We start from the raw sequence: 12,531 nt of genomic DNA on the forward strand, positions 1-12,531 counted from the left end.
AAACGTGGCCGATAGTATCAGCCAAGTGGGTCTCGCGGGACATGAGGTACTGGCCGCAGTGCTCCAGGTGAGAGACGGATCACTCCAGGTCATGCTGTGGGAGCGCGCGCGGGAACCGCACGCTCACCGCTGGTCACTGCCCGGCGGCGGACTCGGGGCGGACGAGGACGTGGAGGCGTCGATCCGCCGCCAGCTCGCGGAGAAGGTGGACGTGAGACAGCTCTCGCACGTGGAGCAGCTCGCGGTCTTCAGCGCGCCCACGCGGGTACCCGGGCCGCGGGTGGTGGCGACGGCGTTCCTCGGCCTGGTGCCGTCCGACACGGACCCGGTGGTGCCCTCGGACACCGCGTGGCACCCGGTGGACGCGTTGCCGCCGACGGCGTTCGACCACGAGGCGATCATCAAGCGGGCGCGGCACCGGTTGGCGGCCAAGCTGTCGTACACGAACCTGGGCTTCGCGCTGGCGCCGCCGTCGTTCACGATCTCCGCGCTGCGGTCGCTGTACTCGGCGGCGCTGGGGTACAAGGTGTCGGCGACGAACCTGCAACGGGTGCTGTCGCGGCGGGGGTTGCTGGAGCCGACGGGCGGGGTCGCGCCGGTGGGACCCTCGGGTGGGCGGCCGGCGGCGTTGTTCCGGTTCGTGTCGGGGGAAATGCGGGTGACCGACCCGTTCGCCGTGCTGCGGCCACCGGCCGGCCGTAGTTTGGGCATGTGACGACGACGCTCCCGCTGTTCCCGTTGGGCACCGTGCTGCTGCCGGGGACGTCGCTGCCACTGCACGTGTTCGAGCCCAGGTACCGGCAGCTGACGGTGGACCTGGTGACGGGCCGGCTGCCCGACCAGAGCTTCGGCGTCGTCGCGATCCGCCAGGGCTGGGAGGTGGGCCCCGGCAACGCGACCGCGCTGCACACGGTGGGGTGCGAGGCGCTGCTGCACGACGCGAAGCCGTTGCCGGACGGGCGGTTCGACCTGTCGTGCCGGGGTGGGCGGCGGTTCAGGCTGGTGTCGGTGGACACGGAGAGCGCGCCGTACCTCATGGGGACGGTGGAGTGGGTGGAGGACGTCGCGTCGCCGCCGGAGGTGGCGGAAATGCTGCCGTTGCTGGAGGAGCGGGCGCGGGCGGCGTTCAGCCGGTACCGGCGGGCGGCGTTCGAGGACGATCCGGAGGTCGGGGCTTCGGACGTGCTGGCCTACGTGTTGGCGAATGACTGCTTGCTGACGTTGGAGGATCGGCAGCGGTTGCTGGAAGAGCGGTCGGAGGCGCGGCGGCTGCGGATGGTGCGGCGGGCGATGCACCGAGAGGCCGGCATCATCACGGCGCTGCACGCGGTCCCGGCTCCCCTGGCAGAACTGGGCCACCTCCCCCACCGCAACTGACACGGCACGGGTCGGACTCCGGTCGACCACGCGGCGGACTACGGGCTGCCGCGGAGGCTGATCGAGGCACGGCAGGCCGAGCGCCGCCAGCCGCCGCCGGCGAGCCGCGCAGCCGCCGACCCGCGCAGCCGCCGACCCGCGCAGCCGCCGACCCGCGGAGCCGCGAGCGCGCCAACCCGACCGGTCGGCCCGCCAGCCCTTTCAGCCTGCGTCGGGCCGGCTGGGTGGCCGCCGGCTGTTCTCGTGTTGATTAATCCTATTGCCCCCTAGTCGGATTGTTCAACAATCCCCTACCGTGTGGTGCAGCGCACAGTCAGCACCGAACCCCGGCACCGCACACCCACGAGCTGCGAGGTGAGAGTCGACATGAGCAGCCACGACGCGGACACCACCGCCGACACCACCGCGAACACGACCACCGCGAAAACCACCGCCGCCACAGCGAAAGCCACCGCGGAGACCGCCCCGAGCCACGCCACCGGCACCAGCCACGCCACCGGCCCCGGCACCGGCCACGCCACCGGCACCAGCCGCGACACTGCCACCGGCACCGGCCACGACACCGGGGCCTTCGCCTGGTACCGGACCCTCGGCAAGAAGGGCAAGCGGGCCTTCGTCGGGGCTGCCGGCGGCTGGGGTCTGGACTCCTACGACTTCCAGGTCCTCCCCCTCAGCCTGGTCGCCATCACCGCCTACTTCGGCATCTCCACCGGCCAAGCCGGCCTCCTGACCACCGTCACCCTCCTGGTCAGCGCCCTCGGCGGCGTGATCGCGGGCATCATGGCCGACCGCATCGGCCGCGTCCGCACCCTCATGATCACCGTCATCACCTACGCCGTCTTCACCGTCCTCTGCGGCTTCGCGACCAGCTACGAAACCCTGCTGATCTTCCGCGCCCTCCAAGGACTCGGCTTCGGCGGCGAGTGGGCGGCCGGCGCGATCCTCGTCGCCGAGTACTGCAAACCGCGCTACCGCGGCCGGGCGGTCGCGTTCGTCCAGTCGAGTTGGGCGGTCGGGTGGGCGCTCGCCGTCCTCGTCTACACGCTCGTGTTCAACCTGTTCCCGCAGGACGTCGCCTGGCGCGTGCTGTTCTGGACCGGCGCACTCCCGGCCGTCCTGATCATCTACCTGCGCCGCAACGTCGAAGACGCCCCGCACGTCACCGAGCGCCGCGAAACCACCAAGAACAAGGGCTCCTTCGCCGCCATCTTCAAAGCCGGCACCTTCCGCACGACCTTCTTCGCCGCCCTCCTCGCGACCGGCGTCCAGGGCGGCTACTACACCCTCGCCACCTGGCTCCCCACCTACCTGAAGAAGGAACGCGACCTCACCGTCATCGGCACCGGCGGCTACCTCGCCTTCCTGATCTCCGGCGCGTTCATCGGCTACGTCACCGGCGGCTACCTGACCGACCGCCTCGGCCGCAAGAAGACCTTCGCCCTCTTCGCCTTCCTGTCGGCCATCCTGATCGTGCTCTACACCCAGGTCCCCGAGGGCGCGAACACGGTCATCCTCTTCCTCGGCTTCCCGCTGGGGTTCTGCACGTCGGCGATCTTCAGCGGCTTCGGCTCGTTCCTCGCCGAGCTGTACCCGACGGCGCTGCGCGGCACCGGCCAGGGCTTCACCTACAACTTCGGCCGCGCGGTCGGCGCGTTGTTCCCGGCGCTGGTCGGGTTCATGGCGAGCACGATGGGCGTGGGCGGCGCGATGATCTTCGGTGCGGTCGCGTACGGGATCGCCGTGCTCGCGCTGCTCGGCCTGCCCGAGACGCTCGGGAGGGAACTGGCATGAGCCCCGCGGACCTCCGCCGGAGAACCGACGGCCCCACCGGCTAACCGAGGCGGCGACCCAGGTCGTCCAACCCGTTCCACGCCGCCAGGCAGCCGTACGCCAAGGCCGTGCCCAAGGGCCACGCCAACACGCCCCACCAGGTCTCCAGCACCGGGGCCAAGGCGATCGAGTCCCCCACCTTGGGCGCGGCCTCCAGGGCGTACCGGCCGGCCGCCGACCCGATCCCGGTCCGCTGCCCCAGGTACGCCGCCAGCGCGCCGCCACCGGTGGCCGCCAGCATCACCACCGGGCCGCGCCGCTCGCGCAGCAGCCACACCGCGATCCCGGTCAGCAGCCCCGCGCCCAACCCGATCAGGACGAACAGCATCAGCCCGTCCAGCCGGTGGTAGCTCTCGCCGGTCACCGGCACCAGCGCGCCGTCGTCGGCCACCACCACGTTCTGCGGCGGCGCGAGCCGGGCCCACAGCCACCCGACGGGCAGGCCGAGCAGGGCGATCGTGGACAGCACCGCGAACCCGGGCAGCAGGTCGCGCTTCACCACGACCCGGGGCCGCGGCGGCAGGTAGCGGTAGACGAAGACGGGCGGCACGCGCACGGGCGCGGCGCGCTCGTCCACCGGTTGTTCCGCCACCACGCACGACCTCCCCTGCCCGAACGACCCGACGCAGGGCAGGTTACCGCGCGTGCCCACAACACCAGCGACGGCGGACCGGGTCAGGTCGAGGCGATCTCCCCGTGCCGGCTGCACGTCGCGGTCCAGCCGGCCGGCGTCACCTGCACGACCATCCGCCGGGCGCACGCCGAGCAGAACCGCGGCGGGTCGATCACCCGCAGCCGCTTGGCGCACGGGGCGTGGTCGGCGCCCGCCAGCTCCTTGCCGCAGTAGCCGCAGTACACAGCCGTCATCACCGCGTCCCGCCCGGTCACAGGGTCTTGCTCAGTTCCTTGATCGGCATGGACAGCTCTTCCAGCATGTCCAGGTCCTCCTGCGCCGGGCGGCCCAGGTTGGTCAGGTAGTTGCCGACGATGATCGCGTTGACGCCGCCCAACATGCCCTGCTTCGCGCCCAGGTCGCCGAAGGTCAGCTCCCGGCCGCCCGCGAAGCGCAGGATCGTGCGGGGCAGGGCCAGGCGGAACGCGCCGACGGTCTTGAGCGCCTCGGTGCCCTCGACCACCGGGTAGTTCTCGTACGGCGTGCCCGGGTTGGGGATGAGGAAGTTCAGCGGCACCTCGTCCGGCTCCAGGGCGGCGAGCTGCACGGCGAACTCCGCGCGCTGCTCCAGCGTCTCGCCCATGCCGATGATGCCGCCGCAGCACACCTCCATGCCCGCCTCGCGCACCATCTTCAGCGTGTCCCACCGCTCCTCCCAGGAGTGGGTGGTGACGACGTTCGGGAAGTGCGAGCGCGCGGTTTCGAGGTTGTGGTTGTAGCGGTGGACGCCCATCGCGACCAGCTCGTCCACCTGCTCCTGGGTCAGCATGCCCAGCGAGCAGGCGATCTGGATGTCGTTGCCGTCCTCGCGGATCGCCTTGATGCCGTCGCGGACCTGCGAGAGCAGCCGCTTGTCCGGGCCGCGCACGGCGGCCACGATGCAGAACTCGGTGGCGCCGGTGTCGCGGGTCTGGCGGGCGGCGCGCACCAGGCCGGGGATGTCCAGCCACGCCGAGCGCACCGGGGACGGGAACTGCCCGGACTGCGAGCAGAAGTGGCAGTCCTCGGGGCAGCCGCCGGTCTTGAGCGACACGATGCCCTCGACCTCGACCTCGGGCCCGCACCAGCGCATCCGGACCTGGTGGGCCAGCTCCAGCAGCTCGGGGATGCGGTCGTCGCCCAGGGTCAGCACGGCGAGCACCTGCTCCTCGGACAGGCCGACACCGCGCTGAAGCACCTGCTCACGGGCAACGCCGAGGACATCGACCTGTTCGGGGGCTGCGGTCACGGTGGTTCTCCCAGGGGGTCGTCCGGCGGTGGTCCGGCGGTCAGTCTGCCGCAGACCCGCGCCCCCCACCCAGCGACGTACGTCACTGACACGGTCAACAAACGTGTGGCGCGGCGAACTTCTCCGGGTCGAACGTGCCCCCGAACCACGGCGACAGCCCCTCGCGCGCGACGGCCAGGAACTCGTCGCGCCCCAGCCCGGCCGCGCCGTCGGGCAGCACGCCCAGCAGCGGCGCGCCGGCGGCTTCGGGCAGGTCGAGCAGGTTGCACCGGGCCGCGAGGTCGGGCTCGGCGGGCCAGCGGCCGACGACCACGCCCACCGACTCCAGGCCCCGCCGCAGCAGGGCCTCGGCGGTCAGGGCGGTCGCGTTCAACGTGCCCAGGCCGGCCTGCGCGACGACGAGCACGGACGCGTTGAGCGCCCACGCGGCGTCGGCGATGGTCGTGCCCTCGTCGTCGAAGCGCACCAGCAGCCCGCCCGCGCCCTCCACCAGGACCAGGTCGTGCGCCTGGTCCAGCTCGACGGCCGCCGCGGCGACCTCGCTCGGGTGCACGCTGGGCTGCCCGGCCCGCCGCGCGGCCGTCGCCGGCGCCAGGGGCTCGGGGTAACGCCGCAGCTCACGGGTGGTGACGGGACCCGCGAGACGGGTCACCTCAGCCAGGTCGCCGGGCTCGCCGTCCGCGACCCCGGTCTGCGCGGGCTTGAGCACGGCTACCCGGCGACCGTCGGCGACCGCGAGGGCGGCCAGGGCGGCTACGGTCACCGTCTTGCCGACCTCGGTGCCCGTTCCGGTGATCACGAGGACGCTCACGGGTGCTCACCCTACGACTGCACGCACCGTGACGACCGGCAGCGCTCTACGCTCACTCACATGGCTGAGATCGTTCTCTATGGTGCGGACTGGTGCGGCGACTGCCGCCGGGCGAAGGCCTGGCTGCGGGAGCACGGGGTGGCGTTCACCGAGGTCGACGTCGAACACGACGACGCCGCGCGGGACAAGGCGATCGAGATCGCGGGCGGCCGGAAGAACATCCCGGTGGTCGTGCTGCCCGACGGGAAGGTCCTCGTGGAGCCGACGAACACCCAGTTGGCCGAGGCCATCGAGGTCTGATGGCCGGGAGCAGCTTCAACCGGGGCTCGACCCCGCCGCGCGCGTGACGCTCGGCCGCGACAGCCCGACCTCCAAGCGGCCGAGCCGACCTGTCGTAAGGCAGGTCAATTCGAGGCAGCCTCGGCGGCTGCGACCACAGCCGCCGAGATCGTCGCCACGTCGTCGGGGGTGCTGATGAACGGCGGCATGGTGTAGATCAGGTCCCGGAACGGCCGCAGCCACACCCCGTGGTCCACGGCCGCCGCGGTCGCCGCCGCCATGTCCACGGGGTGGTCCAACTGCACAACGCCGATCGCGCCCAAGACCCGCACGTCACCCGGCGCGTTCGCCAGGCCTTCCCGCAACCCGGCCTCGATCCCGGCCACCTCCGCGCGCCAGTCGCGCGACAGCAACAGGTCGATCGACGCCGAAGCGACCGCCGACGCCAGCGGGTTGCCCATGAACGTCGGCCCGTGCGCCAGCACCGGCACCTCGCCACGGGAGATCCCGTCGGCCACCCGCGCCGTGCACAGCGTCGCCGCCATCGACAGGTAACCGCCGGTCAACGCCTTGCCGACGCACATCACGTCCGGGCTGATCCCCGCGTGGTCGGCGGCGAACAGCTCGCCGGTGCGGCCGAACCCGGTGGCGATCTCGTCGAAGACCAGCAGCACGTCGTGCGCCAGGGTCAGCTCGCGCAGCACGTGCAGGTAGCGCGGGTCGTGGAAGCGCATGCCGCCCGCGCCCTGGACCACCGGTTCCACGATCACGGCGGCCAGCTCGTCGGCGTGCTGCTCGACCAGCCGCGCCAGCTCCTCGACGTAGTCGGTCTCCAGGTCGCGCGGCGGCGGGCCGGCGAAGACCTGGTCGGGCAGCACGCCCCGCCACAGCGCGTGCATGCCGCCCTCGGGGTCGCACACCGACATCGGCTGGAACGTGTCCCCGTGGTACCCGCCGCGCCAGGTCAGCAGCCGCCGCTTCTCCGGACGGCCCCGCGACCGCCAGTACTGGAGGCACATCTTGACCGCGACCTCGACCGACACCGAGCCCGAGTCGCACAGGAACACGTGCTCCAGCGGCTCGGGCGTGATGTCGACCAGCTTCTTCGCCAGCGCCACGGCGGGCTCGTGGGTGAGCCCGCCGAACATCACGTGGCTCATCCGGTCGAGCTGGTCGCGGACGGCGGCGTCGAGCACCGGGTGGCGGTAGCCGTGGATGGCCGCCCACCACGACGACATGCCGTCGACCAGCTCGCGCCCGTCGTCCAGCCGCAGCCGGACACCCTCCGCCGACGCGACGACCAACGGCTGGTGGGTGCCCGGCATCGGGGCGTACGGGTGCCAGACGTGCGCCTGGTCCAGCTTCAGCAGCTCAGTGCGCTCCACGGTCCGAAAGGCTAACCGGCAGCGAGTACAGGCCGCGCATGAGCGTGCTCTCCCGCCACCGCAGGGTCTCCGGCTCGGCGGCCAGGGCGACGTCGAACCGGTCCAGCAGCGAGCCCACGGCGATCTCGCCCTCCAGCCGGGCCAGCGGCGCGCCCAGGCAGTAGTGCACGCCGTGCCCGAACGCGAGGTGCCCGCCCGCCGGCCGGGTGATGTCGAAGGAGTCCGCGTCGGGGAACCGCGCCCCGTCCCGGTTCGCCGCGACCAGCGACACCAGCACGAAGTGGCCCTCGGGGATCAGCACGTCGCCGACCTGGACGTCCTCGGTGGTGTAGCGGAAGGTCGCCTGGTTGACCGGCCCCTCGTAGCGCAGGAACTCCTCGATCGCGCCGGGCAGCAGCGACCGGTCCGCGCGCAGCTTCTCCAGCTGGTCGGGGTGGCGCAGCAGGTTGAACACGCCGTTGGCGATCAGGTTGACGGTCGTCTCGTGGCCCGCGACCAGCAGCAGGAACGCCATCGAGATCAGCTCGACCTCGTCCAGCCGGTCGTCGTCCTCGGTGGCGTGCACCAGGGCGGAGAAGAAGTCGTCGCCCGGGTTGGCCCGCTTGTCGGCGACCAGGCCCGCGAGGAAGCCCGCCATCGCCGCGCCGGCCTCGTGCATCAGCTCCGGCTGGTTGCCCGCGACCAGGATGTTCGACCAGCGGCGGAAGTCGTCGCGCTGGTCCAGCGGGACGTTGAGCAGCTCGCAGATGACCGTGATGGGCAGCGGGAACGCGAGCGCCTCGACCAGGTCCACCTCGCCCCGGCCGGCGGCGGCGTCGAGCAGCTCGTCGGTGATCTCCTGGATGCGTGGGCGCAGCGCCTCGACCCGCTTGGGCGTGAACGCCTTGGTGACCAGCTTGCGCAGCCGGGTGTGGTTGGGCGGGTCGGTGTTGAGCATGTGCCGGACCAGGGACTGGTCGAACATCACCGGGTCGCCCTCACCCGTCCAGTGCCGCACGGCCAGCTCGTTGGTCTTCGCGTGGTCCTTGGCGAAGCGCGGGTCGGCCAGCGCGAAGCGGGCCTCCTCGTACCGGGTGACCAGCCAGACCCGCAACCCGCGCGGCAGCACGATCCGCGTCGCGGCGGACTCCTCCCGGAGGCGCGCGTGCACGCTGTGCGGGTCCTCGAAGTACTCCTGGTCGATCACGAGCGGACCCCTCGCGGTCTCCCCCATGGTGCAACCCTCCTGTTGAGTTAACTCTGTTTACTCAACGCTCGTGGGAATCGGAGAGTGCCCACTTCGTCACAACGTCACTCGATCGGCCTAGCGGGGTCCGTCGCGGGACGCGTGGTCCACGCCCGCGAGACCGGCGCCGTCAGCCCAGGCAGCCCGGACCCAGCAGGGCCTTCAGGTCACCCATCAGCGACGGCGTCGGGCTGACCCGCAACGCGTCGTCCAGCTTCAGCACCGTGTTCCGGCTGGCGTTGATGATCAGGTTCAGGTGCACCTCGGTCGTCCCGGGGTGCGCCCGCAGCACTTCCTTCAACGACGTCACCAGCTTCGGGTCGCACCGCGCCGCCTGCACCTTCAGCTTCAACGCCTGCGCGCCCAGCTCCGACAGGTCCGGCACGACCAGGTCGTTGGCGATCAGCGAGATCCGGTCCTCCCGCTTGGCCACCCGCGCCTTGACCAGCACGATCGCGTCCTCCGCGACCGACATGCCGTGGACCATGTAGCTCTTGGGGAAGAACAACACCTCGATGCCACCGGCGAGGTCCTCCAGCTGCGCCGACGCCCACGGCTCGCCGTTCTTGTTCACCCGCCGCGTCACCGACGCGAGGATGCCGCCCAGCGTGACCTGCGTGCCGTCCGGGACGTCGCCTTCCAGGATGCGCGCGATGGAAGCGTCCGAATAGGACTCCAGCACCTGCTCGACCCCGTTGAGCGGGTGGCCGGACACGTACAGGCCCAGCATCTCCCGCTCCAGCGTCAACTGGTGCTTGGGCTCCCACTGCTCGTCGGGGATCTTCACGTCGAAGGCGCTGCCCGCGCCGTCGTCGCCGCCGCCGTCGCCGAACAGGTCGAACTGGCCGCGGGCCTCCTCCTTCTTGGTGACCATGATCGCGTCGACCGCCTCGACGTGGATCATGTGCAGGCCCTTGCGCGGGTGGCCCAGCGAGTCGAACGCGCCCGCCTTGATCAGCGATTCCACGACCTTCTTGTTGCAGACCGTGGCGTCGACCTTGCGCAGGAAGTCGGAGAAGTCGACGAACTTCCCCTTCTCCTTGCGCGCCTTGATGATCGCCTCGACCACGTTCGCGCCGACGTTGCGGATCGCGCCCAGGCCGAAGCGGATGTCGTCGCCGACCGCGACGAACTCGCGCTCGGACTCGTTGACGTCCGGCGGCAGCACGGTGATGCCCATGCGCCGGCACTCGGCGAGGTAGATCGCCGACTTGTCCTTGTTGTCGGAGTTCGTGGTGAGCAGGGCGGCCATGTACTCGCCGGGGAAGTTCGCCTTCAGGTAGGCGGTCCAGTACGCGATCAGGCCGTAGGCGGCGGAGTGCGCCTTGTTGAACGCGTAGTCGGCGAACGGGACCAGGATGTCCCACAGCGTCTTGATGGACTCGGGCGAGTAGCCGTTGTCCAGCATGCCCTTCTCGAAGCCCTCGAACTCCTTGTCGAGGATCTCCTTCTTCTTCTTGCCCATCGCGCGGCGGAGCAGGTCCGCTTGGGCCAGCGAGTAGCCCGCGACCTTCCGCGCGATCGCCATGACCTGCTCCTGGTAGACGATCAGGCCGTAGGTCGTGTCCAGGATCTCGGCCAGCGGCTCTTCGAGCTCCTTGTGGATGGGCACGATCTCCTGCTGCTTGTTCTTGCGCAGCGCGTAGTTCGTGTGCGAGTTCGCGCCCATCGGGCCCGGCCGGTACAGGGCGATGACGGCGGAGACGTCCTCGAAGTTGTCCGGGCGCATCAGGCGCAGGAGGTCGCGCAGCGCGCCACCGTCGAGCTGGAACACGCCCAGGGTGTCACCGCGGCCCAGCAGCTCGTAGGTCTTCCTGTCGTCCAGCGGGACCTGGGTGATGTCGACGTCGCCCTTGCCGTTGAGCTTGATGTTCTTCAGGGCGTCGTCGATGGTGGTGAGGTTGCTCAGGCCCAGGAAGTCCATCTTGAGCAGGCCGAGCGTCTCGCACGTCGGGTAGTCGAACTGCGTGATGATCGACCCGTCCTGGGGCCGCATCCACACCGGGATGTGGTCCATCAGCGGTTCGGCGGACATGATCACCGCGCAGGCGTGGACGCCCGCGTTGCGGATCAGGCCCTCCAGGCCGCGGCCGGTGTCGATGATCTCCTTGACCTGCGGGTCGGTCTCGTAGAGCGCGCGGACCTCGGCGGCCTCGGAGTACCGCTTGTGCGCCGGGTCGAACACGCCGGACAGCGGGATGTCCTTGCCCATCACGGCGGGCGGCATCGCCTTGGAGATGCGGTCGGCCACCGCGTAGCCGGGCTGGCCGTACAGGACGCGGGCGGAGTCCTTGATGGCCGCCTTCGCCTTGATGGTGCCGAACGTGATCACCTGGGCGACCTTGTCCTGGCCCCACTTCTCGGTGACGTAGCGGATCACGTCACCGCGCCGGCGCTCGTCGAAGTCGATGTCGATGTCGGGCGGCGACACGCGGTCGGGGTTGAGGAACCGCTCGAAGATCAGGCCGTGCGCGAGCGGGTCCAGGTCGGTGATGCCCATCGCGTAGGCGATCAGCGCGCCCGCGGCGGACCCGCGGCCCGGACCGACGCGGATGCCGTTCTCCTTGGCCCAGTTGATGAAGTCCGCGACCACCAGGAAGTAGGAGGGGAACCCCATCTGGAGGATGACGCCGATCTCGAACTCGACCTGCTTCTCGTGGACCTCGTCCACGCCCTCCGGGAACCGGCGGCGCATGCCCTCCCAGACCTGCTCGCGGAAGTACTCGGCCTCGGTCTTGCCGTCCGGGATCGGGTAGCGCGGCATGAGGTTCTGGAAGGCGAACATGCCGGTGGTGTCCACCTTCTCGGCCACCAGCAGGGTGTTGCGGCACCCCTCCTGCCAGGCGTCGGAGGAGTCGATCGCGCGCATCTCGGCGGGGGACTTCAGGTAGTAGCCCGAGCCGTCGAACTTGAACCGGGTCGGGTCCTGGAGGGTCTTGCCGGTCTGCACGCACAGCAGCGCGTCGTGGGCCTCGCGGTCCTCGGCGTAGGTGTAGTGGCTGTCGTTGGTGACGACGAACGGGATGGCCAGCTTCTTCGAGATCTCCAGCAGGCCGCCGCGGACCCGGCTCTCGATCTCGATGCCGTGGTCCATCAGCTCGACGAAGAAGTTCTCGGCGCCGTAGATGTCGCGCCACTTGGCGGCGGCCTCCAGCGCTTCCTTCTCGTGGCCCAGCCGCAGCCGGGTCTGCACCTCGCCGGACGGGCAGCCGGTGGTCGCCATCAGGCCGGCCGAGTGCTCGGCGACCAGCTCGGCGTCCATGCGCGGCCACTTGCCCAGCTGGCCCTCGGTGGAGGCGCGGCTGGACAGCTTCATCAGGTTGTGCAGGCCCTCGTTGTTCCGGGCCCAGATCGTCTGGTGCGTGTAAGCGCCGCTGGCGGAGACGTCGTCGGCCTTCTGCCCGGGGTCGCCCCACAGGACGCGCTTCTTGTTGAACCGGGAGTCGGGCGCCATGTAGGCCTCGATCCCGACCACGGGCTTGATGCCGGCCGCCGTCGCCTGCTTGAAGAAGTCGTAGGCGCCGTACATGTTGCCGTGGTCGGTGATGGCGGCGGCGGTCATGCCGAGGCGCTCGCACTCGGCGAACATGTCCTTCAGCTTCGCCGCGCCGTCGAGCATCGAGTACTCGGTGTGCACGTGGAGGTGCACAAACGAGTCCGCCACCATGCCTCCTCGAAGATCGAAACTGCCCGGTGGGAAGGCACGGGCAAGACTGCCTCCGA

11 protein-coding genes are annotated in these 12,531 nt (G+C 70.6%); 4 read left to right on the forward strand and 7 right to left on the reverse strand.

The genetic code is table 11. The features are described 5' to 3' along the window. The first annotated feature begins 25 nt into the window (after positions 1 to 25). The 3 genes from ABD126_RS15250 (at position 26) to ABD126_RS15260 (ending at position 3,168) form a co-directional block, all read left to right on the forward strand. Positions 26 to 715 (forward strand): NUDIX hydrolase, encoded by a 690-nt coding sequence (locus ABD126_RS15250; RefSeq protein WP_343934469.1) that lies wholly within the window; start codon positions 26 to 28, stop codon positions 713 to 715. Continuing rightward, positions 712 to 1,377, forward strand: a complete 666-nt coding sequence (locus tag ABD126_RS15255) for an LON peptidase substrate-binding domain-containing protein (protein ID WP_343934470.1) — start codon at positions 712 to 714, stop codon at positions 1,375 to 1,377. Before ABD126_RS15250 ends, ABD126_RS15255 begins: the two co-directional genes overlap by 4 nt. Positions 1,378 to 1,743: 366 nt before the next feature. Continuing rightward, complete coding sequence (locus ABD126_RS15260) at positions 1,744 to 3,168, forward strand: MFS transporter (protein ID WP_343934471.1); 1,425 nt, start codon at positions 1,744 to 1,746, stop codon at positions 3,166 to 3,168. Between the two features lie 40 nt (positions 3,169 to 3,208). Here ABD126_RS15260 and ABD126_RS15265 read toward each other — a convergent pair whose 3' ends face one another. The 4 genes from ABD126_RS15265 to bioD all read right to left on the reverse strand — a co-directional run bounded on the left by ABD126_RS15265 (position 3,209) and on the right by bioD (position 5,919). Next, positions 3,209 to 3,799: a DUF2567 domain-containing protein gene (locus ABD126_RS15265; protein ID WP_425542826.1), complete on the reverse strand. Its 591-nt coding sequence runs from the start codon at positions 3,797 to 3,799 to the stop codon at positions 3,209 to 3,211. An 83-nt stretch (positions 3,800 to 3,882) separates the two neighbouring features. Further along, positions 3,883 to 4,074, reverse strand: a complete 192-nt coding sequence (gene bsaP / locus ABD126_RS15270; protein WP_343934473.1) for a biotin synthase auxiliary protein BsaP — start codon at positions 4,072 to 4,074, stop codon at positions 3,883 to 3,885. A 17-nt stretch (positions 4,075 to 4,091) separates the two neighbouring features. Then, entirely contained in the window at positions 4,092 to 5,108 is a 1,017-nt protein-coding gene (bioB, locus tag ABD126_RS15275; RefSeq protein ID WP_343934474.1) for a biotin synthase BioB, read from the reverse strand. Between the two features lie 94 nt (positions 5,109 to 5,202). Continuing rightward, positions 5,203 to 5,919 (reverse strand): dethiobiotin synthase, encoded by a 717-nt coding sequence (gene bioD / locus ABD126_RS15280; protein WP_343934475.1) that lies wholly within the window; start codon positions 5,917 to 5,919, stop codon positions 5,203 to 5,205. Positions 5,920 to 5,979: 60 nt separating this feature from the next. Here bioD and ABD126_RS15285 point away from each other — a divergent pair, with 60 nt between their 5' ends. Next, positions 5,980 to 6,219, forward strand: a complete 240-nt coding sequence (locus tag ABD126_RS15285; RefSeq protein WP_343934476.1) for a glutaredoxin family protein — start codon at positions 5,980 to 5,982, stop codon at positions 6,217 to 6,219. Between the two features lie 104 nt (positions 6,220 to 6,323). Here the strand turns inward: ABD126_RS15285 and ABD126_RS15290 are convergent, their stop codons facing one another. From ABD126_RS15290 to dnaE, 3 genes are all read right to left on the reverse strand, one after another. Continuing rightward, a complete protein-coding gene (locus ABD126_RS15290; RefSeq protein WP_343934477.1) occupies positions 6,324 to 7,583 on the reverse strand; it encodes an adenosylmethionine--8-amino-7-oxononanoate transaminase in 1,260 nt (419 codons plus the stop codon). Then, entirely contained in the window at positions 7,570 to 8,796 is a 1,227-nt protein-coding gene (locus ABD126_RS15295) for a cytochrome P450 family protein (RefSeq protein ID WP_343934478.1), read from the reverse strand. Before ABD126_RS15295 ends, ABD126_RS15290 begins: the two co-directional genes overlap by 14 nt. Positions 8,797 to 8,938: 142 nt before the next feature. Next, positions 8,939 to 12,475 carry a DNA polymerase III subunit alpha gene (gene dnaE / locus ABD126_RS15300; protein WP_343934479.1) on the reverse strand — a complete coding sequence of 1,179 codons (3,537 nt, stop codon included), beginning with the start codon at positions 12,473 to 12,475 and terminating at the stop codon, positions 8,939 to 8,941. Between the last annotated feature and the right edge of the window lie 56 nt (positions 12,476 to 12,531).

It is taken from the genome of Saccharothrix mutabilis subsp. mutabilis (genome assembly GCF_039521145.1).
In the GTDB taxonomy this organism is placed as follows: domain Bacteria; phylum Actinomycetota; class Actinomycetes; order Mycobacteriales; family Pseudonocardiaceae; genus Actinosynnema; species Actinosynnema mutabilis.